The organism is Serratia liquefaciens, assembly GCF_027594825.1.
Lineage (GTDB): Bacteria > Pseudomonadota > Gammaproteobacteria > Enterobacterales > Enterobacteriaceae > Serratia > Serratia liquefaciens_A.
Window position 1 is genome coordinate 860,081 of the sequence record NZ_CP088930.1, and the last position, 22,172, is coordinate 882,252.

22 protein-coding genes are annotated in these 22,172 nt (G+C 59.0%); 14 read left to right on the forward strand and 8 right to left on the reverse strand.

Translation table 11 applies throughout. The annotated features are described in order from the left end of the window. Positions 1–177: 177 nt before the first annotated feature. The 14 genes from fliF to LQ945_RS03940 all read left to right on the forward strand — a co-directional run bounded on the left by fliF (position 178) and on the right by LQ945_RS03940 (position 13,120). Positions 178–1,878 carry a flagellar basal-body MS-ring/collar protein FliF gene (gene fliF / locus LQ945_RS03875; RefSeq protein ID WP_270102303.1) on the forward strand — a complete coding sequence of 567 codons (1,701 nt, stop codon included), beginning with the start codon at positions 178–180 and terminating at the stop codon, positions 1,876–1,878. After that, positions 1,875–2,867 (forward strand): flagellar motor switch protein FliG, encoded by a 993-nt coding sequence (gene fliG / locus LQ945_RS03880; RefSeq protein WP_012145670.1) that lies wholly within the window; start codon positions 1,875–1,877, stop codon positions 2,865–2,867. Before fliF ends, fliG begins: the two co-directional genes overlap by 4 nt. Beyond that, complete coding sequence (gene fliH, locus LQ945_RS03885) at positions 2,860–3,564, forward strand: flagellar assembly protein FliH (protein ID WP_044552043.1); 705 nt, start codon at positions 2,860–2,862, stop codon at positions 3,562–3,564. The genes fliG and fliH overlap by 8 nt, the downstream gene beginning before the upstream one ends. Beyond that, positions 3,564–4,925, forward strand: a complete 1,362-nt coding sequence (gene fliI, locus LQ945_RS03890) for a flagellar protein export ATPase FliI (protein WP_020827501.1) — start codon at positions 3,564–3,566, stop codon at positions 4,923–4,925. The genes fliH and fliI overlap by 1 nt, the downstream gene beginning before the upstream one ends. A gap of 22 nt (positions 4,926–4,947) precedes the next feature. Then, complete coding sequence (gene fliJ / locus LQ945_RS03895; protein WP_020827502.1) at positions 4,948–5,394, forward strand: flagellar export protein FliJ; 447 nt, start codon at positions 4,948–4,950, stop codon at positions 5,392–5,394. After that, positions 5,391–6,605 (forward strand): flagellar hook-length control protein FliK, encoded by a 1,215-nt coding sequence (locus LQ945_RS03900; RefSeq protein ID WP_270102304.1) that lies wholly within the window; start codon positions 5,391–5,393, stop codon positions 6,603–6,605. The genes fliJ and LQ945_RS03900 overlap by 4 nt, the downstream gene beginning before the upstream one ends. Before the next feature lie 416 nt (positions 6,606–7,021). Then, complete coding sequence (gene fliL, locus LQ945_RS03905) at positions 7,022–7,504, forward strand: flagellar basal body-associated protein FliL (RefSeq protein ID WP_044552046.1); 483 nt, start codon at positions 7,022–7,024, stop codon at positions 7,502–7,504. 5 nt (positions 7,505–7,509) lie between these two features. Then, positions 7,510–8,511 (forward strand): flagellar motor switch protein FliM, encoded by a 1,002-nt coding sequence (gene fliM / locus LQ945_RS03910; protein ID WP_044552047.1) that lies wholly within the window; start codon positions 7,510–7,512, stop codon positions 8,509–8,511. Continuing rightward, a complete protein-coding gene (gene fliN / locus LQ945_RS03915) occupies positions 8,508–8,921 on the forward strand; it encodes a flagellar motor switch protein FliN (protein ID WP_020827506.1) in 414 nt (137 codons plus the stop codon). Before fliM ends, fliN begins: the two co-directional genes overlap by 4 nt. Further along, on the forward strand, positions 8,921–9,325 hold the full coding sequence (fliO, locus tag LQ945_RS03920; RefSeq protein ID WP_044552048.1) for a flagellar biosynthetic protein FliO: 405 nt from the start codon (positions 8,921–8,923) through the stop codon (positions 9,323–9,325). The genes fliN and fliO overlap by 1 nt, the downstream gene beginning before the upstream one ends. After that, positions 9,322–10,098, forward strand: a complete 777-nt coding sequence (gene fliP, locus LQ945_RS03925; RefSeq protein WP_044552049.1) for a flagellar type III secretion system pore protein FliP — start codon at positions 9,322–9,324, stop codon at positions 10,096–10,098. The genes fliO and fliP overlap by 4 nt, the downstream gene beginning before the upstream one ends. A gap of 35 nt (positions 10,099–10,133) precedes the next feature. After that, positions 10,134–10,403, forward strand: a complete 270-nt coding sequence (fliQ, locus tag LQ945_RS03930) for a flagellar biosynthesis protein FliQ (protein WP_041414697.1) — start codon at positions 10,134–10,136, stop codon at positions 10,401–10,403. A 2-nt stretch (positions 10,404–10,405) separates the two neighbouring features. Then, positions 10,406–11,185, forward strand: coding sequence for a flagellar biosynthetic protein FliR (gene fliR, locus LQ945_RS03935; RefSeq protein ID WP_044552050.1), 780 nt, complete (start codon positions 10,406–10,408; stop codon positions 11,183–11,185). Between the two features lie 495 nt (positions 11,186–11,680). Next, positions 11,681–13,120, forward strand: coding sequence for a DUF1996 domain-containing protein (locus tag LQ945_RS03940; protein WP_270102305.1), 1,440 nt, complete (start codon positions 11,681–11,683; stop codon positions 13,118–13,120). A gap of 343 nt (positions 13,121–13,463) precedes the next feature. On the opposite strand, the gene flgL is transcribed toward LQ945_RS03940, so the two are convergent. The 8 genes from flgL to flgE form a co-directional block, all read right to left on the reverse strand. Further along, entirely contained in the window at positions 13,464–14,423 is a 960-nt protein-coding gene (gene flgL, locus LQ945_RS03945; RefSeq protein WP_262241930.1) for a flagellar hook-associated protein FlgL, read from the reverse strand. Between the two features lie 58 nt (positions 14,424–14,481). Further along, positions 14,482–16,131, reverse strand: coding sequence for a flagellar hook-associated protein FlgK (gene flgK / locus LQ945_RS03950; RefSeq protein ID WP_262241931.1), 1,650 nt, complete (start codon positions 16,129–16,131; stop codon positions 14,482–14,484). A 188-nt stretch (positions 16,132–16,319) separates the two neighbouring features. Next, positions 16,320–17,261 carry a flagellar assembly peptidoglycan hydrolase FlgJ gene (flgJ, locus tag LQ945_RS03955; protein WP_270102306.1) on the reverse strand — a complete coding sequence of 314 codons (942 nt, stop codon included), beginning with the start codon at positions 17,259–17,261 and terminating at the stop codon, positions 16,320–16,322. After that, complete coding sequence (locus LQ945_RS03960) at positions 17,261–18,361, reverse strand: flagellar basal body P-ring protein FlgI (protein ID WP_044552058.1); 1,101 nt, start codon at positions 18,359–18,361, stop codon at positions 17,261–17,263. The genes flgJ and LQ945_RS03960 overlap by 1 nt, the downstream gene beginning before the upstream one ends. A 10-nt stretch (positions 18,362–18,371) precedes the next feature. Beyond that, on the reverse strand, positions 18,372–19,073 hold the full coding sequence (gene flgH / locus LQ945_RS03965; RefSeq protein WP_099064643.1) for a flagellar basal body L-ring protein FlgH: 702 nt from the start codon (positions 19,071–19,073) through the stop codon (positions 18,372–18,374). A 235-nt stretch (positions 19,074–19,308) separates the two neighbouring features. Continuing rightward, positions 19,309–20,091 (reverse strand): flagellar basal-body rod protein FlgG, encoded by a 783-nt coding sequence (flgG, locus tag LQ945_RS03970; protein ID WP_020827517.1) that lies wholly within the window; start codon positions 20,089–20,091, stop codon positions 19,309–19,311. Positions 20,092–20,109: 18 nt separating this feature from the next. Continuing rightward, entirely contained in the window at positions 20,110–20,865 is a 756-nt protein-coding gene (locus LQ945_RS03975) for a flagellar basal body rod protein FlgF (protein ID WP_044552061.1), read from the reverse strand. Positions 20,866–20,877: 12 nt separating this feature from the next. Continuing rightward, positions 20,878–22,101, reverse strand: coding sequence for a flagellar hook protein FlgE (gene flgE / locus LQ945_RS03980; protein WP_020827519.1), 1,224 nt, complete (start codon positions 22,099–22,101; stop codon positions 20,878–20,880). Positions 22,102–22,172: the final 71 nt, after the last annotated feature.

Consider the following 22,172-nt stretch of genomic DNA (forward strand, 5'->3'; position numbering starts at 1 on the left):
CGAGGGATGTGCGAGCGGGTCGCCTGGCAGCAACTTGAAAGGCATAGGGTATATTTATATGTGTATCAGGGAGTCTGTTTTGTCACACAACGCTAACCACACCGTTCATCAGCCTGGCAGGGAGCTACGCCGTGGCCCGCACCGGATCCTGAGCGTCATTGAAGGACTCGGGCTAAAATGAATGCTTCAATCTCCGCTACCGAAAGCCGCGATAATGGCCTGCTGGCCATGTGGAACCGTCTGCGCGCCAACCCAAAAGTCCCGCTGCTGATTGCGGCCTCCGCAGCCATCGCCATCGTGGTCGCACTGCTGTTATGGGTGAAAAGTCCGGACTACCGCGTGCTGTACAGCAACATTAACGATCGCGACGGCGGCGCCATCGTCACCCAGCTGACGCAGATGAATATCCCCTACCGCTTTGCCGAAAACGGCGCAGCGTTGCTGATCCCGGCCGAAAAAGTGCATGAAACCCGCCTGCGTTTGGCGCAGCTCGGCCTGCCTAAAGGCGGCGCCGTGGGCTTCGAACTGCTGGATCAGGAAAAATTCGGCATCAGCCAGTTCAGCGAGCAAATCAACTATCAGCGAGCGCTGGAAGGTGAATTGTCCCGTACCATCGAATCACTGGGGCCGGTACAAAACGCCCGGGTGCATTTGGCTCTGCCCAAGCCTTCGCTCTTTGTCCGCGAGCAAAAATCCCCTTCCGCTTCCGTGACCCTGACGTTGCAACCGGGTCGGGCCCTGGATGACGGTCAGATCAACGCCATCGTTTATATGGTTTCGAGCAGCGTAGCCGGTTTACCGCCGGGCAACGTGACGGTGGTCGATCAGGCCGGACGCCTGCTGACCCAGTCCGACGGCACCGGACGCGATCTGAACGCCGCACAGCTTAAATACGCCAGCGAAGTGGAAAGCCGCTACCAGCGCCGTATCGAAGCGATTTTGGCCCCGATGGTCGGCAGCGCCAACGTGCGCGCTCAGGTCACCGCGCAGATCGACTTCTCAACCCGCGAACAAACTGACGAAGAGTACCAGCCTAACCAAGCGCCGAATAAGGCCGCCGTACGCTCGCAGCAAATGAGCCAAAGCGATCAAATTGGTGGGCCACTGGTCGGTGGCGTGCCGGGTGCACTGTCCAATCAGCCAAGCGCGCCGGCTGCCGCCCCGATTGAAACCGCCCAACCGGCCACCGCCGGCACTAATGCCGATGCGGCTAAAACCGATACGGCCACGGCGCGCAGTTCCGCAGCCAAGGGCAGCGGGCCGCAAAACTCGCGCCGCGATGAAACCACCAACTATGAGGTCGATCGCACCATTCGCCATACCCAGCATAAAGCCGGGACGGTACAGCGGCTGTCGGTCGCGGTGGTCATCAACTATCGCGGCACTGATAAGGACGGCAAACCGCTGCCGATGAGCAAAGAGCAGTTGGCGCAGATCGAATCGCTGGCGCGTGAGTCGATGGGCTTCTCCAGCGCCCGTGGCGATACCCTCAACGTGGTCAACACGCCGTTTACCGATAATGAAATCACCGGAAGCGAGCTGCCGTTCTGGCAAAGCCAGTCGTTTATCGATCGTCTGATCGACGCCGGCCGCTACCTGCTGATCCTGCTGGTCGCCTGGGTATTGTGGCGCAAACTGGTGCGTCCGCAACTGCAAAACCGTCAGGCGGTACAAAAGGCCGCACTCGCCGCCGCCGCCACGCCGATGGCCAAACCGGCCGACAGCAGCAAACCCAGCAATGAGGAGCTGGCGCAGCACAGGAAATCCCAGCAGCGCGTCAGTGCAGAAGTCCAGAGCCAGCGGATCCGCGATTTGGCTGATAAAGACCCACGCGTGGTCGCTCTGGTAATCCGCCAATGGATGAGTAACGAACTATGAGTCTGACCGGAACCGAAAAAAGCGCCATCCTGCTGATGACGCTGGGCGAAGATCGCGCCGCCGAGGTATTCAAGCACCTCTCCTCGCGTGAAGTGCAGCAGTTGAGTGGCACCATGGCCAGCATGAGCCAGGTGTCGCACAAGCAGCTCAATGAAATACTGCGTGAGTTCGAAGACGACGCCGAACAGTATGCTGCGCTGAGCGTCAACGCCAGCGACTACCTGCGTTCGGTGCTGGTCAAGGCGTTGGGCGAAGAACGTGCCGCCAGCCTGCTGGAGGATATTCTCGAATCCCGAGAGACCACCACCGGCATGGAAACGCTCAACTTTATGGAGCCAATGAGCGCCGCCGATCTGATCCGCGACGAGCATCCGCAGATCATCGCCACCATCCTGGTGCACCTCAAGCGTGGCCAGGCTGCGGATATTCTGGCGCTGTTCGACGAACGGCTGCGCAACGACGTGATGTTGCGTATCGCCACCTTCGGCGGCGTGCAGCCGGCGGCGCTGGCGGAACTGACCGAAGTGCTCAACAACCTGCTCGACGGCCAGAACCTCAAGCGCAGCAAAATGGGCGGCGTACGTACCGCAGCCGAGATCATCAACCTGATGAAAACGCAGCAGGAAGAGGCGGTTATCGACGCCATGCGCGAATACGACGGCGAGCTGGCACAGAAGATCATCGACGAGATGTTCCTGTTCGAGAACCTGGTGGAAGTCGACGATCGCAGCATCCAGCGCCTGTTGCAGGAAGTGGAAGGCGAATCCTTGCTGGTGGCGCTCAAAGGCGCGGAACAGCCGCTGCGCGAGAAGTTCCTCAAAAACATGTCGCAACGCGCCGCAGACATCCTGCGCGACGATCTGGCCAACCGTGGCCCGGTGCGCATGTCGCAGGTGGAGAACGAGCAGAAGGCTATCCTGCTGGTCGTCCGTCGTTTGGCCGAGAGTGGCGAAATGATTATCGGCGGTGGCGAGGACACCTATGTCTGATCGCATTAATACCCTGCCCTGGCAGCCCTGGTCGCTCAACGATCTCAACGAGCCCAAACCGGTGCTCGACCCGCTGCCGCTGCCGGTGGAAATCACCGACGGCGCATCGCTGGACGACAGCCTGGTTCGGGAACAGCAGCTCACCCAGCTCCGCCTGCAGGCGGAGCAGCAGGGCCAGCAACTGGGCTATGCGGACGGCCAGCAAAAAGGCTACGACGCCGGGTTCCAGGCCGGCATGGAAGAGGGTCGCCAACAGGGCTTGCTGGAAGCTCAGCAACAGCAGCAGCCGCTGACCGCACACTGGCAGCATCTGGTGACGGAATTCCAGCACACGCTGGACGCCCTCGACAGCGTGATTGCCTCGCGCCTGATGCAGCTGGCCCTGACGGCCGCCAAACAGGTGCTGGGCCAACCGCCAGTGTGCGACGGCACTGCCCTGCTGGCGCAGATCCAACAGTTGATCCAGCAGGAGCCGATGTTCAGCGGCAAGCCGCAGCTGCGCGTGCACCCGGACGACTATCAACGAATCGAGCAACAGTTGGGTGCCACGCTCAGTCTGCACGGCTGGCGGTTGCTGGCGGACGGTCAGTTGCACCCTGGCGGCTGCAAGGTCAGCGCCGACGAAGGCGATCTCGACGCCAGCCTGGCAACCCGTTGGCATGAGCTCTGCCGTCTGGCCGCTCCGGGAGACGTGTAATGACCCTGCGCCTCGGCCGCTGGCTGACCTCACTGGATGCGCTGGAAAAACGCATCGCACACGCCCCGACGGTACGCCGCTACGGTCGCCTGACCCGCGCCACCGGTTTGGTGCTGGAAGCCACCGGGCTACAGCTGCCGATCGGTGCCACCTGCCTGATCGAGCGTCACGACGCCGGTGAGGTCCAGGAAGTAGAAAGCGAAGTGGTCGGTTTTAACGGCCAGCGGCTGTTTCTGATGCCGCTGGAAGAAGTGGAAGGCATCGTGCCCGGCGCCCGGGTTTACGCCCGCATCTCGCCGGAAGGCCAAAGCGCCAGTAAGCAACTGCCGCTCGGTCCGGCCCTGCTGGGCCGGGTACTGGACGGCAGCGCCAAGCCGCTCGACGGCCTGCCTGCACCGGAAACCGGCTATCGTGCACCGCTGATCACCGCGCCATTCAACCCGCTGCAGCGTACGCCGATCGAACAGGTACTGGACGTCGGCGTGCGAACCATCAACGGCCTGTTGACCGTCGGTCGCGGCCAGCGCATGGGGCTGTTTGCCGGTTCCGGCGTCGGTAAAAGCGTGCTGTTGGGCATGATGGCGCGTTATACCCAGGCCGACGTGATTGTCGTCGGTCTGATCGGCGAACGTGGCCGTGAGGTGAAAGACTTTATCGAAAACATCCTCGGCCCCGAAGGCCGGGCGCGTTCGGTGGTGATCGCCGCTCCGGCGGACGTCTCGCCGCTGCTGCGCATGCAGGGTGCGGCCTACGCCACACGCATCGCTGAAGATTTCCGCGATCGCGGCCAGCACGTGCTGTTGATCATGGATTCACTGACGCGCTACGCCATGGCACAACGAGAGATAGCCCTCGCCATCGGCGAGCCGCCGGCCACCAAAGGCTACCCGCCCTCCGTTTTCGCCAAGCTGCCGGCACTGGTCGAACGTGCGGGCAACGGCATCAGCGGCGGCGGGTCGATTACCGCCTTTTATACCGTGTTGACCGAAGGCGATGACCAGCAGGATCCGATCGCCGACTCGGCACGCGCCATTCTCGACGGCCACGTGGTGCTGTCACGGCGCCTGGCGGAAGCCGGCCACTACCCGGCCATCGACATTGAAGCCTCCATCAGCCGCGCCATGACCTCGCTGATCGACGAAGAGCACTATCGTCGGGTGCGTAACTTCAAACAGATGTTGGCCAGCTACCAACGCAACCGAGATTTGATCAGCGTCGGTGCTTATGTCGCAGGCAGCGACCCGCTGCTGGATAAGGCCATGACGTTATATCCGCAGATGGAAGCCTATCTGCAGCAGGGCATTTTCGAGCGCAGCGGCTACCAGGACGCCTGCCAGCAGTTACAGCAGTTGATCGTTTAACGTCACCAAAGGCGCAAACCCGATGAAACCACAGTCCCCCCTGATTACCCTGCGCGATCTGGCGCAGGATGCAGTAGAACAGGCGACTCGCCAACTGGGCCAGGTGCGCAAAGCTCAGCAAGCCGCTGAACAGCAACTTTCCATGCTGCTCAACTATCAGGATGAGTACCGTCAGAAGCTGAATAATCAACTGAGCGGCGGCATGGAATCGTCCAATTGGCAGAACTACCAGCAGTTTATCGGCACGCTGGAACAGGCGATCGCCCAGCACCGCCAGCAGTTGACGCAGTGGGGAGAGAAAGTGGACCACGCGATGAAGCAATGGCAGGACAAACAGCAACGGCTGAACGCTTTCGAAACCCTGCATACCCGAGCCCAGAGCGCGGAGTTGCAGTTGGAGAACAAACGGGATCAAAAACTGATGGATGAGTTCGCTCAACGCAGTGCACAAAGGAATATACATCAATGAACCTGAACGCTTTGCCGGGCCCGTCGCTGCCGGGCGATACCGGCCTGTTGCCGGACCCGCAGCCCCCGCTGGATGAGTCATCGCTCTCTTCCGCTTTTGCTCAACTGCTTGGCGCGCGTGTGCTGCCGGCCGACAAGTCCGCAACCAAGCTGTCACCGATGGCGCTGAGCGCAGAAGAAGACTCTGCGCCGCTGAGCCGCAACCAACTGACGCAGTTACTGGCCGCATTCGGCGAGCGCGATGGGTTGTTGGCGCCTTCGCTGTTAACGCAAGGCCAGCCAGTCGCCATCAGCAACGACGAGGAGCCGACGTTGGAGCGACCGCCGCACGACGCCGCACTGCGGCCTGCCGGTGAGATCGACGCCGCTACGCTACAAGCGCTGTTCGCCATGCTGCCGATCGCCATTCCCCCAACAATGCCTGATGCAGGTAGCGGCGCGGCGGAACTGAGCCTTGAAGGCGATCAAGATACTCCTCAGCCTGCAACGCTCATGAGCGCTTCGCTGGGGCGCCAGACTGAGGTAACGGACACGCAAAAGGCGCCAACGCCGGTAACCTCAGCGTCGCTCGGCAGTGAAAGCCGTGCCGACAGCCCACAGCAAATTGCAGTTGCGCACGAAAAACCGGATGCCGCGGCGTTGAAGCTTGGCGCAGATAGCCAATCACCAACGCCGAATGCCTCCCTGATCGCCCCACCGGTCTCCAGCCCGACTATCGCTGCAGCGCCAACCGCTGCGTTGGTCACTGCCCCGCCTACGCCACAGCTAAACGCCCAGTTGGGCAGCCCGGAGTGGCAGCAGGCGTTGAACCAACAGGTACTGATGTTCCATCGCAACGGTCAGCAAAGCGCCGAGCTGCGTCTGCATCCGCAGGAACTGGGGGCGTTACAGATCACCCTCAAGCTGGATGACAACCAGGCGCAGCTGCACATTGCCTCGGCACATGGCCAGGTTCGTGCCGCCGTGGAAGCGGCGATGCCGCAGCTGCGCCATGCGCTGGCTGAGAGTGGCATCAATTTGGGACAAAGCAGCGTGGGCGGCGACCAGATGCCGCAGTGGCAACAGGCGCAGCAGCACAGCAGCGGGCAGCAGGGTCGCCCGGATTATCGCGAGCGTCAGGGTGACGGCGATTTGTCCGCCGATGCCCACAGCGCGCCGCCGGAATTGCAGGCGATGGCCCGCGCCGTCAGCGGCGTTGATATTTTCGCCTGAGTGGCCGCAAACGCCCAAGCTGGAACGCTTTTCCCTGCCTATTCTGGCTATTGCGTGCCGGAATAGGCGCGATAATACCGCTACCCTTCATACTTGAAGCTGCATTTGCGCGCCCCGGCCATATAGTTATCTATGCTGCTGGGAACTTACAAACTTGCCGGCGCGATGCAACTCCAAATATTTTGGGTAAATTATGTCATGCGTGCGGCTTTTACACGCGCTATATACCCGCGAGATCTTAGGTTGCAGCTTGAAAAATGAAGGGCATATACCCTATGGATTTCAAGTTGCAGCTAGGCGCCCAGCTCACTCATCCCCAGGAGCTTACTCTAGTAAGTGACTGGGGGGAGTGAGTGCAGGGAACAACGCTGCAGCTTGAAAGACGACGGGTATAACAACAGGAATTTGATTTATCTATGTCTCAAAATACCCTACCGGCAGCACCGAAACGCTCCCTTCTGGTCATTCTGCTGGTGCTGATAACCCTCGTCGCCTGCGGCGCGGCCGGCTACAGCTGGTGGCAGCTCAAGCAGCACCAGGAGGGCGCGCAGCCCGCAGCCAAAGAACTTCCCCCGGCCGCACCGGTGTTTATGCCGCTGGACACCTTTACCGTCAATCTGATGACGCCCGATAACAACCCGGATCGCGTGTTGTATATCGGCCTGACGTTACGCTTGCCGGATGAAAGTACCCGCCGCCAACTGAATGATTTCCTGCCGGAGGTGCGCAGCCGTCTGCTGATGCTGCTGTCCCGTCAGGAAGCGGGCCAGTTGAGCAGTGAACAAGGAAAGCAGCAACTGGTGGCGCAGATTAAGGACGTGCTTAGCCCGCCGCTGGTTAAGGGACAACCGAAGCAGGTGGTCAGCGACGTGCTGTTCACTGCCTTCATATTGCGGTAATCACTATGGGCGACAGCATTCTTTCACAGGCAGAGATCGACGCCTTGCTCAACGGCGACAGCGCGGGTGATGAACCCGAAGCGGTTGCCCTCAATGAGAGCGAGGTCAAGCCGTACGATCCGACCACCCAGCGCCGAGTGGTGCGCGAACGGCTGCACGCGCTGGAAATCATCAACGAACGTTTTGCCCGGCAGTTCCGCATGGGGTTATTCAACCTGCTGCGCCGCAGCCCGGACATTACCGTTGGCCCGATCAAGATCCAGCCGTACCACGAATTTGCGCGCAACCTGCCGGTGCCCACCAACCTGAACCTGGTGCACCTGAACCCGCTGCGCGGTACCGCGCTGTTCGTGTTTGCGCCGAGCCTGGTATTTATCGCCGTAGATAACCTGTTCGGGGGCGACGGTCGCTTTCCCACCAAAGTGGAAGGCCGCGAATTCACGCCGACCGAACAGCGGGTGATCAAGCGCATGCTGCGACTGGCGCTGGACGCCTACGGCGACGCCTGGAGCGCAATTTACAAGATCAACGTGGAATACGTGCGCGCTGAAATGCAGGTGAAGTTCACCAATATCACCACGTCGCCAAACGACATCGTGGTCACCACGCCTTTCCAGGTGGAAATTGGTGCGCTGAGCGGTGAGTTCAACATCTGCATTCCGTTTGCCATGATCGAACCGTTGCGCGAACTGCTGACCAACCCACCGTTGGAAAATTCGCGGCAGGAAGACAGCCACTGGCGTGAAACGCTGGTGAAGCAGGTGCAACATTCCGAGCTGGAGCTGATTGCCAACTTCGTCGATATCCCGATGCGCCTGTCAAAAATCCTGAAGCTGCAGCCGGGAGATGTATTACCGATTGATAAACCGGATCGCCTTATCGCCCACGTCGACGGCGTGCCGGTTTTGACCAGCCAATACGGCACGTTAAACGGGCAGTACGCCCTGCGTGTTGAACATTTGATTAACCCTATTTTGAATGCTCTGAGTGAGGAACAGCCCAAATGAGTGATCCTAAGCAACCGTCTGGCGAAGGAAAGGAATCCGTGGACGATCTGTGGGCTGATGCGTTTAACGAACAGCAAGCAACCGAAAAGACGTCTGCCAGCGATGCGGTGTTCAAATCGCTGGAGCCGCAGGATACCAGCGGCAGCCTGCAGGATATCGATCTGATCCTCGACATCCCGGTCAAATTGACCGTTGAACTGGGCCGCACCAAGATGACCATCAAGGAACTGCTGCGCCTGTCGCAGGGCTCTGTCGTGGCGTTGGATGGGCTGGCGGGTGAACCGCTGGATATTATGATCAACGGTTATCTGATCGCCCAGGGCGAAGTGGTCGTGGTCGCCGACAAATTCGGCGTGCGCATTACCGATATCATCACCCCTTCCGAGCGCATGCGCCGCCTGAGCCGCTGATGAACCCAAGCGCCGCCGCGCCCACCGTGGGCACCTTGCAATCCACCGAGCCGGCACTGCCGGCCGGTTCAGTGCTGACGCAGGTCAGCAGCGCACTCGGCGGCATTTTGCTGCTGATCCTGCTGGCCGGCTGGCTGTTCCGTCGCCTGGGCTTTGCCCCGCAGGCACGCAACAGTAAGCTGCTCAACCTGCGCGCCAGCTGTCAGGTCGGGCAACGCGAGCGCGTGGTGGTGATCGAAGTGGATAACACCTTGCTGGTGCTGGGCGTCACCGCCCAGCAAATCACCCCGCTGCATAGCCTGCCCGCTCCGGCGCAGGACACCGACGCCGCCGCAGTGACCACGCCGGCGGATTTTCGCCAACTGATGCAAAAAGTTCTCAAACGTCCGGAAAAATCGGCATGAAATCCCTCGTTCCCTGTGTCGCCACCCGTGGGCGAGGCCAAAAATGCCTTGGCATTCTAGCCACCGCCCTGTTGTTGATCAGCCCTGCGGCGTTGGCGCAATTGCCCGGTCTGATCAGCCAGCCGCTGGCCAACGGCGGCCAAAGCTGGTCGCTGCCGGTGCAAACGCTGGTGCTGCTGACCTCACTCAGCTTCCTGCCGGCGATGCTGCTGATGATGACCAGCTTCACCCGCATCATCATCGTGCTGGGGTTGCTGCGTAATGCCCTCGGTACCCCCTCTGCCCCACCCAACCAGGTGATGCTGGGCCTGGCGCTGTTCCTGACCTTTTTCATTATGTCGCCGGTGTTCGACAAGGTTTATCAGGACGCTTACTTGCCATTCAGTCAGGACAAAATCAGCCTGGATATCGCGCTCGATAAAGGTTCACAACCGTTGCGCGAGTTTATGCTGCGCCAAACGCGTGAAACCGATCTGGCGCTGTATGCCAAGCTCGCCAACCAGCCGCCGCTGGCCGGGCCGGAAGCGGTGCCGATGCGCATCCTGCTGCCTGCCTACGTCACCAGCGAACTGAAAACCGCGTTCCAAATCGGCTTCACGGTGTTTATTCCGTTCCTGATTATCGATCTGGTGGTCGCCAGCGTATTGATGGCGCTGGGGATGATGATGGTGCCACCGGCAACCATCTCGTTGCCCTTCAAGCTGATGCTGTTTGTTCTGGTGGACGGCTGGCAATTGCTGCTGGGCTCGCTGGCGCAAAGTTTCTATTCGTAATTTGCGGCATACCCGCCGCCACTGAGGGATCCATCATGACACCCGAATCGGTTATGGCGCTGGGCACCGAGGCGATGAAAGTGGCGTTGGCCCTGGCCGCACCGCTATTGCTCGCCGCGCTGGTCAGCGGCCTGGTGGTCAGCCTGCTGCAGGCCGCAACCCAAATCAATGAAATGACGCTGTCGTTCATTCCCAAAATCCTGGCGGTGGTCGCGACCATCGTGATTGCCGGGCCGTGGATGCTGAACCTGCTGCTGGACTATATGCGTACGCTGTTCACTAACCTGCCGAACCTGATTGGTTAACCATGCTCACATTTGACAGCGCACAGTTCGGCGTGTGGCTCAGCCAGTATTTCTGGCCGCTGCTGCGCATTCTGGCGCTGATCAGCACCGCGCCGGTGTTCAGCGAAAAGCAGATCAGCAAGAAGGTGAAAATTGGCCTCGGCGGGCTGATCGTCATTTTGATTGCCCCCGGACTGCCCACCAGCACCGTGCCTATTTTCTCCGCGGCCGGCCTGTGGCTGGCGGCCCAGCAAATCCTGATCGGTGTGGCGCTGGGCCTGACCATGCAGTTCGCCTTCGCGGCGATACGCCTGGCCGGCGAAGTGATCGGCATGCAGATGGGGCTGTCGTTCGCCACCTTCTTCGACCCCAGCGGTGGGCCTAACATGCCGGTGTTGGCACGGCTGCTCAACCTGCTGGCGATGCTGCTGTTCCTCAGTTTCAATGGCCATCTGTGGCTGATTTCTTTGTTGGTGGACAGCTTCCATACCCTGCCGATCCAGGCCGAGCCGCTGAACGGCAATGGTTTTCTCGCCCTGACCCAGGCCGGGTCGCTGATTTTCATCAATGGCATGATGCTGGCACTGCCGCTGATTTGTCTGTTGCTGACGCTGAACATGGCGCTCGGCCTGCTTAACCGCATGACACCGCAGCTGTCGGTGTTCGTCATCGGTTTCCCGGTGACCATGACCATTGGCATTATGACCATCGGCATGATGATGCCGATGCTGGCGCCGTTTTGTGAGCACCTGTTTGGCGAGTTCTTCAACCAGCTGTCCGAAGTAATACGCGGTATGTCATAACCGAGTTATGAAGATGCCCCTCGGAAAGGAATAAGGCCGGACAGGGGCATAGTTCCGGCCATCGAAAATACTTTCGTGATTATTTCCTCCAAAATCATAATAATCCAGCCCCGGTGTTACTTGTCTTTAATGAAATGTATTTCTCTCCCAGCATAACGCCCACAGTTACCCATTATTTTCTTCAACTCTATTACAGCCCAATCACACATCGACCCTGAGTTACAATTGAACACGTTTAAACCCAGCATTCCCGATGAACCTCGCGATGAAAACACCCATAATAAAACACCTAACCCACTGATAAGGAATGTCACACAGAATTATCCTGTGAAAGACCACACATCGTAACAATAAGGTCACCCGCCAGATTTCGTGGAATAGTGAAGGTGAAAAAAGTTATTTAATCAGTGAATAATAATCTCTCGAAATTAGCCGGGGATTTATATTCACCGAGTGTTATCACACTTAAAAAATATCTCTAACCAAGGAGCCGTTATGTTAAGGAATAAATTAGCTTACTCTATTGCCTCATCATTATTTATCCCATTTTTTGTCGGTGCATCATCACTGGTCCCTGACTTTACCCCAGTAGAGGTGATTGCCGATTACGATACCGGTATTTTTAACGTGGTGTGCGATTATTCACATACGCTGGCCGATGACGCCATTGTCATGCCCGGCCGCCCCGGATTTTCGATGATTCATGACTTTTTCGGCAATACCAGCGCCGACGCCATGACCACCACCGAGTCGCTGCAGCACGCCCCTAGAACCACCTGCACCTCTACGTATGACAGTTCATCGTACTGGGCACCACAGCTGATGCGCGCTAACGGCACCCTCGTCAAACCCTCCTACATCAAAGTGTATTACCGCAACGACAACCCGGAAAAGCAGGCGGCGGCCCCTATCCCACCGGGATTGCAGTTGCTGGCCGGCAACCACCACCGCCCTGCGGGCCAATATGATCCGCACGTATGGTTCTATTGCCGCACGTCGTTGCAAGGTGGCGACCATTCAAACCAACCACCAGAAAGTTGCCCGCAAATCCCGGGGTTTGATGAGGGAGCCGAGTTCAATATTTCATTAAGCTTCCCGGATTGTTGGGATGGTAAAAACCTGAAAACCGCCGCCAACCCTAAAAATCGCAATGCTGCATTCAGCGAGAATGGCGTATGTCCCGTTGCTTTCCCCGTGAAGATCCCGCAGTTGAACATGCGGATCCACTACGCGATGAATGATGACGGTAATCTTAAGGGGGCCAAACTGTCCATGAACCCGACGGTTGACGAGCACGGTGCCCTCACTCCCGTTTGGGGCGATCTGTACAGCGCCCATGCGGACTTCTTTGCCGCCTGGAACCCGCGCACCACTCGCTACAGCGTTGAAGAGTGCCTCAATCGTAAGGTGGCTTGCGATAAAGACATCACCGGCGATTTCGAACGCAGCAGCGCCGACGGCGGGATCTCGGCTAAAGAGGGGCAAAAACATTTTGACGATGCGGTCATCAAGGTCGGGGGCGAAAATAACATTGGCCTGATCAAATTCGAGCTGCCGGAGCGCCTCGCCAGCCATACCATCACCAAGGCCGATTTACGCCTTTACGGACGTCAGGTGAGCGGCGAAACCGGGCAGGTACGGTTATATGCGCTGCCGAACGCCGATTGGGATGAAAATGCCCACCAGCCTGTCATCACGCAATGCCCATCGACACCGGCGTTAGGCCATGTCCAGATGTGGAAAGACACGGTGATGAAAACCCTCGATGTCACTCAAGCCGTACAGCAAGCTCTGCAGGCAGGAAAGCGCGAAATCGCATTCTGCTTGAGCGGAAGTCCCACAGCCGACGCTGAATTCAGCAGTAAAGAAGGCAAGCGCGGGCCGATCTTGCGTTTCGATTTTGACCCGGTGGCCGAAGCCTCGGCAGCCAAATAAAACGTTAACGCCTGCTCAACGGATGAGTTTGTGGCGATAAAAAAAGGCACGTCACGCCAAACCTGTGTGGGGGAAGCGTGACGTGCCAAACAAGTGCGCCCGGTTTCAAGAATTCTCTACCGCTGCTACGCAGCAATAACGTCTTCTAAGCACACCCAAAGAGATTACCCACCATGACTTCAACTTCACGGCAGGCCAAGAACGGCCTATTCCCCTGTCCTATGGATTTCGAGTTGCAGCCAGGCTCACGCTCCTCCATCCCCGGCGAACGTAGGGGCGCTGCATGCTACGCCCACATCAACCATACCGGAGTGAATTTATCTGCCCCGTGCAACAAAGGGGATTAGCGATTCAGCTGGAACAGCGACATCCCCTGCATATCCCCGAAAGTTTTGTATGACGCCTGCAAGGCGGCCTGCTGCATAAAATAGCTGGAAATCGACTCGGCCAGATCGGCATCAACCAGCGCGCTCATTTGCGTTTTGTTGATCATGTCGCGGTCCTTGCCGATACTGTCCAGCGTATCCATTTCCTGCAGTTGACTGCCCAGTTCGGCGCGCACGCTAAGCACTTTGTTATATGAGTTGTCCAGGCCGCGGTTGGCTTTGGCCAGCGCATCGTTCACCTGCTGCTTGGTGGCCTCATCCGCATCCTTCTGCGGGGTTTTCAATGCCTTAAGCGCGATATCAATGCTTTCAAACACGTTAGAGACGGAAGCGCTGCCATCCGGCTCCGGTTTCGGATTGCTGGTCAATGCCATGAAGACCTTATCGCCGGTATGCCCAATGGTCATGGTGCGGTTGGCATCCACTTTCTGCTCGACCGGCGTGTTACCGCCGACATAGCTGACCGATCCGCCCTTGTCTTCAAACGGGGGCTTGTCGTTCACAAAGCCACCAAACATATAGCGGCCGTTGCCGTCGGTGCTGTTGGCCTGGTTGAGCAGTTGATCTTTCAGGCCCTGCAGCTGGGTCGCCAGCGAATCGCGGTCGTCGTCGCTTTTGGTGCCGCCGGCGCTGACGATCAGCGCTTTCATATCGGAGATGGTGCTGGTCACGCCGGACAGCACCGTCTCTTCCATCGACACACTTTGACGGGCAAAGGTACGCGCCAAAGCGTACTGAGTGTTTTCCGACTGCGATTGAGCCAGCATCACCGCCTGCGATGCCGCCAGGGGATCGTCGGACGGATTGCTGACTTTTTTGCCGGTGGAAAGCTGCTCGGCGGCTTTCATAAACAGCGACTGGTTGCCGGTAATGCCGGACATGTTCTGTTGGTACATCATGCTGGTGCTCATGCGCATGGTGCAGGTTCCTCAAAATCAGCGACCGAAGCCGTCGGGGCTCCGGTCAAAGTGGAAATCAACGGATATTCAGCAGCGCGTCAAACATTGAGCTGGCGGTTTGAATGACCTGCGCATTAGCCATGTAATACTGCTGAAAACGCAGCAGTTCGCCGTACTCTTCGTCCAGGTTGACGCCGGAGATCGACTGCTGCTGGACGGTCAATTGCTTGACGATATTGGCCTGAGAAGTCGCCGAAACCTTGGCCGATGCCGTCTGGTTGCCGACGCTGCTCACCATGCTGGCGTAGGCGCCGCTGAAGGTGGCTTTGCCGTCGACCAACTTTTTGGTCTGCAGGTCGAGCAGCTTTTTGGCGTTTTCGTTATCGCCGCGACCGCTGTCGTCTTTGCCGGCAGCGGCAATGTTCGCCGAGTCGGTAATGGCGACTTTCAGGCTGCCCGCCACGTCGCTGACCGGTTTCACGGTAAAGCTGTCGTTCTTTTGTGCCGTGCCGTCGATATCGACCTTCAGGCCGTCAAAGCTCAGCGTCGGTTTGCCGGTGGTGGCATCGACGCCCGCCGTGGCGTTGACCTTGACGTTGTCCGGCAGGCGGCTGACCTGCCAGTTGCTGCCGTCGAACTCCACCCGGTAATCGTTGGCCTTCACCTTGCTGGTATCGGTGTAGGACACCGACAGCGCCGCATCGCCGGCATTGCGGCTGTTATCCACCACGCGGCCGCCGCCGAAGCTGAAGAAGTCGGTGCCGGCGTCGCCGTTGAGATCGAACCCGGCACGGTGCTGCTGGTTAAAGCTGTCCGCCATCGCCAGCGCCAATTGCCCCAACTGGTTGCGTGCGCTATCCAGCGATTCGCTGCGGAACTTCAGTACGCCGCTGACGCTGCCGCTGGTTATTTGCCCTTCCGGCACTTCGCTGACGCCGTTGCCGCGGTTATAGCCGATGGTCAGGCGAGAAGGATCGCCGCTGGAGGGCACTGCCTCCACCTGGTAGGCATTGCTCCCCTGCACCAGCGTCAGGCCGTTGGCGAAAGACACGGTATAAGCGTCGCCGTCTTGCTGCATCACCTGCACGCCCACTACCTGGTTTAACTCAGTAACCAGTTGGTCACGCTGATCGAGCAAGGCATTGGGCTCACCGCCGCTGCCGCGCAGGCGGGTGATTTCATCGTTCAGTTTGGCGATTTGCTGGCTGTAGCTGTTGATCTGGTTAGCGCTGTCGCTGAGCTGTTGGTTAACGCCGCTGTCCATATCGCGCAGGTATTTGTCGGTGTTGTTGAACTGATTGACCAGCCCATTGGCCTTGCCCAGCACCGTTTGGCGCGCCGCGTCATCGCCGGCGTTGCTGACCAGGTTCTCCAGGTTGCTGAAGAAATCCTGCATGTTGGTCGACAAGGTATTGGTTTTGCTCGCCAGCAGGTTATCGATCTGCGAGATTTTCTCGAAGTAGGCGTTCTGTGCCCCGGCCTGGCTCTGTGCTCCGCGCAACTGATTGGTGATGAACTGGTTGTACTCGCGGTTAACGCTGGTCACGGTGACGCCGTTGCCAATGAAGCCGCTCATGGTACTCATACCGCCGTTCTGCGCCAGGATCGCAGTCTGTCGGTTATAGCCTGCCACGTTGTAGTTAGAAATGTTGTTACTGACGGTGCTGAGCGCCACCTGAGCCGCATTCAGCCCGCTCATCGCGGTATTGATTAAGCTATTGGACATAAAAATTCCTTTTGCTGCGGCGCCGGTGGCCCACAGGAGTCAATTAATCTGCTGAGCCGTTCACTCAGCCTGTCTTGGTTATCGGCAAAAACGGGGGAAACTTGAGGGAAAAATCCGGGTTCAGCATGCTGAACCCCTACATTAAATACGGCCTATTGCGTACGGGCGCTGCATGCTGCGCCCAGTGGCTAAAACAGATCCTTCAGGTCGTGGGTATAAGCCTTCACCACCTGCTCGCCGGCGTTTTTCATCTGCTGTATCACGCTGACCAACTTGCTGGCGTATTGCGGATCGGTGGCGTAACCGGCCTGTTGCAGCGCCTGCGCCGCCTGCTCCGGGCTGCGGGCGTTGGCCACCCCGGCGTAGCGTGGGTTATTGGTCAACAGCTTGACGTAGTCAGCCATCGCCTCGACGTAAGAGCCGTAAACCCGGAACTTCGCCTTGATCTTCTTCGCCGCGCCCTGCTCGAACTCGGTGGTGGTGATCTCGGTCACCGGCCCGTCCCAGCTGCCGCCCGCCTTGATGCCAAACAGGTTGTAGCTCGGCGAACCGTCGGCGGTCGGGATCTCTCGCTGGCCCCAGCCGGATTCCAGCGCGGCCTGCGCCACAATCAGCTGATGCGGAATGCCGCTCTGCTGGCTGGCGACGCGCGCAGGGGTAGACAGCCGGGCCACAAAGTTGCCGTTGTTGAGCGACAGCGGGGCCGCGCTCGGCGCTTTCGGCACCGCGCGGCGGATCATCTGCTCCAGCGCCTGATTCGGCAGCGTTCGCAGCACCTCATCGTCCAGCGCCATCGGTGAGGTGCCCGCCGTTTCACTCGGCACCGCGTTGGCGTTGCTCATCTGCTTCACCATCATGTCGGCCAGCCCCAGGCCTTTCTGCGACATCTGCTGGGCAATTTGCTGGTCATACATTGAGGTGTAGAGCCGGGACTGATCGTTGCTCAAGACCCCATCCTGCGGCAGTGCTGCACGCATGCTTTTCAGCATCATCTGCACGAACATGCCTTCCACCTGCTGCGCCACCTGCTTCAGGTTGCCCTGCGGATCGCTCGCCGCATCGCGTTTCAGTCCATTGAGCGCCTGCGCATCATAGGCGGCGCCCGACATTGCCATCAGATCGCCGGCCATCAGATAATTTCCAGCTTGGCGCGCAGACAGCCGGCGCTTTGCATCGCCTGCAGGATAGACATCAGGTCGATCGGCGTTGCCCCCAACGCGTTAAGCGCGCGGATCACGTTGTTCAGATTGGCGCTGGCGTTGACCTTCTGCAGTGAGCCCCCCTGCTGTTGCACCGAGATTTGGGTGTTCGGCGTCACCACCGTTTGCCCGCCGCCAAACGGCGTATTTGGCTGGCTGACGGTATTTTGCCGATCGACCACCACCGACAGGTTGCCTTGCGCCACCGCGCAGGAGTCCAGGATCACGTCGCGGTTCATCACCACCGAGCCGGTGCGAGAGTTGATGATCACCTTGGCGTCAATCGCGCCGACGCTGACGTTAATATTCTGGATCTCCGCCAGGAAGCGCACCTGTGAACTGTTGCCCTGCGGCACCAGTACCTGGATGGTACGGGCGTCCAGCGGGGAGGCGGTGCCGCCACCGCGTTGGCGGTTGATGGCATCGCTGATTTGCTGCGCCAGCGTAAAGTCTTCATCGTTGAGCTGCAGGTTAATCACCCCGCCGGCCCCGAAGGTGGTCGGCAGCTCACGCTCAATGGTGGCGCCGTTGCTGATGCGCCCGCCGGCCAGTTGGTTAACCTGTACGCTGCTGCCACCGGCCGAAGCACCGGCCCCGCCGACCAGCACGTTGCCCTGTGCCAGCGCGTAGACCTGGTTGTCCACCCCTTTCAGCGGCGTCATCAGCAGGGTGCCGCCACGCAGGCTTTTGGCGTTCCCCATTGAGGACACCACCACGTCAATATTTTGCCCGGTGCGCGAAAACGGCGGCAACTTGGCGGTGACCATGACCGCAGCTACGTTTTTCAGCTGCATATTGGTGCCTGGCGGCACGGTAATGCCCAACTGCGACAGCATGTTGCTCAGGCTCTGGGTGGTGAACGGGGTCTGCATGGTCTGGTCACCGGAACCGTCCAGCCCCACCACCAGTCCGTAACCGATCAGCGCGTTATCGCGTACGCCCTGTACCGTGACCAGATCGCGAATGCGCTCCGCCGCGGCCGGCAAACCAACCAGCCCAATGAGCAGCGTAAGCAGTAATTTTTTCAGCATCGGTCAATCCTTAGAACGGTGAGACATTTAAGAAGAAGCGTTGTAACCACCCCATGGTCTGCGCCTCGTTGATATAGCCGTTGCCGACATATTCAATGCGCGCATCCGCCACCTGGGTGGAGGCGACCGAGTTACTGCCGCTGATGGTGCGCGGGTTGACCACCCCAGAGAAACGGATGAACTCGGTCCCCTGATTGATGGCGATCTGTTTTTCGCCCACCACGTGCAGATTGCCGTTAACCAGCACCTGATTGACCGTCACGGTAATGGTGCCGTTGAAGGTATTGTTGGCGTTGGCTCCGCCCTTGCCGCCGAAGGTGCTGTCGCCGGACATCTCCATATCCGCGCGCGCATTACCTAACAGGCCATCGAGATAACGCGGCGCGGTGGCCACGCCGAACTTGCTGGCACCGTTGCGGCTGGCGTTGGCCGAGGAGCTTTTGCTGGCGCTGACGTTTTCCTGCAGCGCGATGGTCAGGGTATCGCCGATATTGCGTGGACGTCGGTCTTCAAACAGAGGCTGATAGCCGTAGTTCATCGGCTGTACCGTCTGGAAAATCGAGCCGTTCGGCACCGGAGCGCCCGCCGGAGCCGGTTGCGCCGTGGTCGTGCCGTCCACCAGAGGTTTATGCGGAATATATGCGCAGCCGCCCAGCGTCAGCATCACCATCGCCGTCAACCAGCGTTTGCCTTGCGGCGGCACGTTTGCCATCAGAGTTGTGGTTACCACGGGTATCGCCTTTGTTTCACAAAATAGGGTTACGGGCGCTGCAGCGCCCGTGAATGTGTTGACAAAGTGGGGAAAAAGCGTGGTTTTTCCCCACTTTGTGGTTATCAGCCGAAAATCAATAATTTGATTTTCCTTCATTTTTTATTCGCAAATCCTGACCTTCCAACCCTGTTTTAAGATTGGTTAGCTACCTGACGGGCGCTGCAGCGCCCGTCAATTACAGTTGCGTCAGTTTTTGCAGCATCTGATCGGACGTCGATACCGCTTTGCTGTTGATCTCGTAAGCACGTTGGGTCTGGATCATGTTGACCAGCTCTTCCGCCACGTTGACGTTGGAGGTTTCCACATACCCCTGATACAGCAGACCGGCGCCGTTTAGCCCTGGCGTGCTCTCGTTCGGCGCGCCGGAACTTTCGGTTTCCTGGTACAGGTTCTCGCCCATGCTTTCCAGGCCGCTGTCATTGATAAAGGTGGTCAGCGTCAGTTGGCCCACCTGCTGAGCGGCGGTCTGCCCCTGCAGGGTAGCGCTGACGATGCCGTCACGGCCTACGGTGATGCTCAGGGCATTGGCCGGAATGGTGATCGCCGGTTGTACCTGGAAACCGCTGGCGGTCACCAGTTGGCCGTTCTGATCTCTCTGGAACGAGCCGTCGCGGGTATAAGCCAGGGTGCCGTCCGGCATCATCACCTGGAAAAAGCCCTGCCCCTTGATGGCGATGTCTTTGCTGTTGTTGGTCTGCGACAGGTTGCCCTGGCTGTGCAAACGCTCGGTCGCCACCGGCCGCACGCCGGTACCGATCTGTAGCCCCGACGGCAACGTCGTTTGCTCGGAGGACTGCGCCCCCGGCTGACGCATGGTCTGGTACAGCAGGTCTTCGAACACTGCGCGCTGGCGTTTAAAACCGTTGGTGCTGACGTTGGCCAGGTTGTTGGCAATCACGTCCATATTGGTCTGCTGCGCATCCAGACCGGTTTTGGCAATCCATAAAGATGGGATCATGGGTTATTTCCTTGCTAATTAACTCATTGATAACAATGAGTTGGCGCGCTGTTCATTTTCATCCACGCTGTGGATGACCTTCATCTGCATTTCAAAACGGCGGGCGTTGGCAATCATGTCGACCATGGTTTCCATCGGTTTGACGTTACTGCCTTCCAGCACGCCCGGCATCACCTGCACCAGCGGATCGTTGGGCAACTGATTGCCGCGCTGCCGTTGGGTTTCCGGCGTCAGGCGGAACAAGCCGTCATCGCCACGCATCACTTCGCGCGCGTCGGCCTTCACCAGTTTCAGCCTGCCGATTTGTGCAATGCTGTTCGGCGGATCGCCCGCATTCAGCGCCGAAATGGTCCCGTCGGCGGCAATGGTGATCTCTGCCGACGGTGGCACCTCAATCGGTCCGCCGTCACCCATCAGCGGCATGCCCTGCACCGTCAACTGGCCGGTGGAGGAAATCTGGATGTTACCGTTACGGGTGTAGGCTTCGCCGCCGTCCGGCAGGCTGACGGCCAGAAAGCCGTCCTGCTGCAGCGCCACGTCCAGCGGGCGTGCGGTATAATTCAGCGCCCCCTGGCTCATGTCCGCCCCCGGCGTTGACGCGGTGACCAGCGTCCGCGTCGGCAAGCTTGGCCCGTCCACCGGCACGGCACGCAGCGCCGACAGCTGGGCGCGAAAACCCGGCGTCGATGCGTTGGCCAGATTATTGGCGGTGACAGACTGCTGCTCCAGCGTCTGTCGCGCTGCGCCCATCGCGGTATAAATCGCGTGATCCATAAATCAGTCCTATTAGCGCAGGCTAACCAGCGTTTGCAGAATCGAGTCCTGCGTTTTGATGGTTTGGGCGTTCGACTGGTAGTTACGTTGCGCGACGATCATGTTCACCAGTTCCTGGCTCAGATCGACGTTGGACGCTTCCAGCGCACCGCTGGTCAGCTTGCCCAAACCGCCGTTGCCCGCCAGACCTACGCGTGGCTGACCGGATGCGCCGGTTTCCTGCCAAACGTTATCGCCCTGCGAGGACAGGCCTTCCGGGTTGGAGAAGTTGGCCATGACGATCTGGCCCAGCACCTGAGTCTGCTGGTTGGAGTAGATGCCCATCACCGTGCCGTCGTTGTTTATCTGGAAGTTGGTGTATTCGCCCGCACCATAGCCATCCTGCGACACTTTGCTGACGGAGTCGGCGCTGACGCTCTGCTGCATGCTCTTGGCGAAGTTCAGGGTGAAGTTCTGTGCCGGAGCGCCATCTTTGGCCTCCATCGGGATCAGCATGCTGAATTCGCCGGCGGTGCCTTGTTTGCTGGTGGTGCTGGCCAGATTGCCGCTGGTGTCGAACGTCATGGTACCGGCATCTACCGGAGCAGCCGTTCCATCCTGGGTATAAACCTGCCACTTGTTCTCGTCGGTTTTCACAAAGTAAGCGTTGATGTTGTGCGCATTACCTAACGAGTCATAAGTGGTGATGGTGTTGACGTAGTTGTAAGAATCCTTCTTGGCGGGATCGAAGGTGTGGTTATCCGGAACCTTGTGCGTGGATTTCAGGTTGGCGACCATGTTGCCGGAGGTTGACGCCTTGGCGTTCATCATGCCTTCAGGAATGCTTAGCGGCACCGGGTTCGCGCCCTGTTGAATGGTCGGTGGCGTACCGGCAGCCGGGTAGCCGGTCAGTTGCAGGCCCTGCATGTTGGTCAGGTTACGGTTTTCATCCAGCTTGAACTGGCCGTTGCGGCTGTAGAAGATGCCGCCGTCCTGATCCTGCAGGCGGAAAAAGCCGTTGCCGGAAATCGCCACGTCCAGCGCACGGCTGGTGCCGGTGGTGGTACCGCCTTTAAAGTTCTGGGTGATCCCCGCCACCTTAACGCCCAGGCCAACCTGTGAACCGGCGAACATGTCAGCAAAGGAAACGCTGCCTGATTTAAAACCGGAAGTGGCGGAGTTAGCGATGTTGTTACCGATCACGTCCAGATTGGTTGCTGCCGCGTTTAAGCCGCTTACTGCCTGAGAAAAGGCCATGTCATTCTCCGAATAGTGGTCAGGCTATCGTCCGATAACGCCTGATAATCTGTGGATAGCCCCAATAACCT

Excerpts from the sequence above, each read along its gene's own strand:
- fliF (WP_270102303.1), top strand. The coding sequence starts at position 178 with ATGAATGCTTCAATCTCCGCTACCGAAAGCCGCGATAATGGCCTGCTG.
- fliG (WP_012145670.1), top strand. The coding sequence starts at position 1,875 with ATGAGTCTGACCGGAACCGAAAAAAGCGCCATCCTGCTGATGACGCTG.
- fliH (WP_044552043.1), top strand. The coding sequence starts at position 2,860 with ATGTCTGATCGCATTAATACCCTGCCCTGGCAGCCCTGGTCGCTCAAC.
- fliI (WP_020827501.1), top strand. The coding sequence starts at position 3,564 with ATGACCCTGCGCCTCGGCCGCTGGCTGACCTCACTGGATGCGCTGGAA.
- fliJ (WP_020827502.1), top strand. The coding sequence starts at position 4,948 with ATGAAACCACAGTCCCCCCTGATTACCCTGCGCGATCTGGCGCAGGAT.
- LQ945_RS03900 (WP_270102304.1), top strand. The coding sequence starts at position 5,391 with ATGAACCTGAACGCTTTGCCGGGCCCGTCGCTGCCGGGCGATACCGGC.
- fliL (WP_044552046.1), top strand. The coding sequence starts at position 7,022 with ATGTCTCAAAATACCCTACCGGCAGCACCGAAACGCTCCCTTCTGGTC.
- fliM (WP_044552047.1), top strand. The coding sequence starts at position 7,510 with ATGGGCGACAGCATTCTTTCACAGGCAGAGATCGACGCCTTGCTCAAC.
- fliN (WP_020827506.1), top strand. The coding sequence starts at position 8,508 with ATGAGTGATCCTAAGCAACCGTCTGGCGAAGGAAAGGAATCCGTGGAC.
- fliO (WP_044552048.1), top strand. The coding sequence starts at position 8,921 with ATGAACCCAAGCGCCGCCGCGCCCACCGTGGGCACCTTGCAATCCACC.
- fliP (WP_044552049.1), top strand. The coding sequence starts at position 9,322 with ATGAAATCCCTCGTTCCCTGTGTCGCCACCCGTGGGCGAGGCCAAAAA.
- fliQ (WP_041414697.1), top strand. The coding sequence starts at position 10,134 with ATGACACCCGAATCGGTTATGGCGCTGGGCACCGAGGCGATGAAAGTG.
- fliR (WP_044552050.1), top strand. The coding sequence starts at position 10,406 with ATGCTCACATTTGACAGCGCACAGTTCGGCGTGTGGCTCAGCCAGTAT.
- LQ945_RS03940 (WP_270102305.1), top strand. The coding sequence starts at position 11,681 with ATGTTAAGGAATAAATTAGCTTACTCTATTGCCTCATCATTATTTATC.
- flgL (WP_262241930.1), bottom strand. The coding sequence starts at position 14,423 with ATGCGCATGAGCACCAGCATGATGTACCAACAGAACATGTCCGGCATT.
- flgK (WP_262241931.1), bottom strand. The coding sequence starts at position 16,131 with ATGTCCAATAGCTTAATCAATACCGCGATGAGCGGGCTGAATGCGGCT.
- flgJ (WP_270102306.1), bottom strand. The coding sequence starts at position 17,261 with ATGGCCGGCGATCTGATGGCAATGTCGGGCGCCGCCTATGATGCGCAG.
- LQ945_RS03960 (WP_044552058.1), bottom strand. The coding sequence starts at position 18,361 with ATGCTGAAAAAATTACTGCTTACGCTGCTCATTGGGCTGGTTGGTTTG.
- flgH (WP_099064643.1), bottom strand. The coding sequence starts at position 19,073 with ATGGCAAACGTGCCGCCGCAAGGCAAACGCTGGTTGACGGCGATGGTG.
- flgG (WP_020827517.1), bottom strand. The coding sequence starts at position 20,091 with ATGATCCCATCTTTATGGATTGCCAAAACCGGTCTGGATGCGCAGCAG.
- LQ945_RS03975 (WP_044552061.1), bottom strand. The coding sequence starts at position 20,865 with ATGGATCACGCGATTTATACCGCGATGGGCGCAGCGCGACAGACGCTG.
- flgE (WP_020827519.1), bottom strand. The coding sequence starts at position 22,101 with ATGGCCTTTTCTCAGGCAGTAAGCGGCTTAAACGCGGCAGCAACCAAT.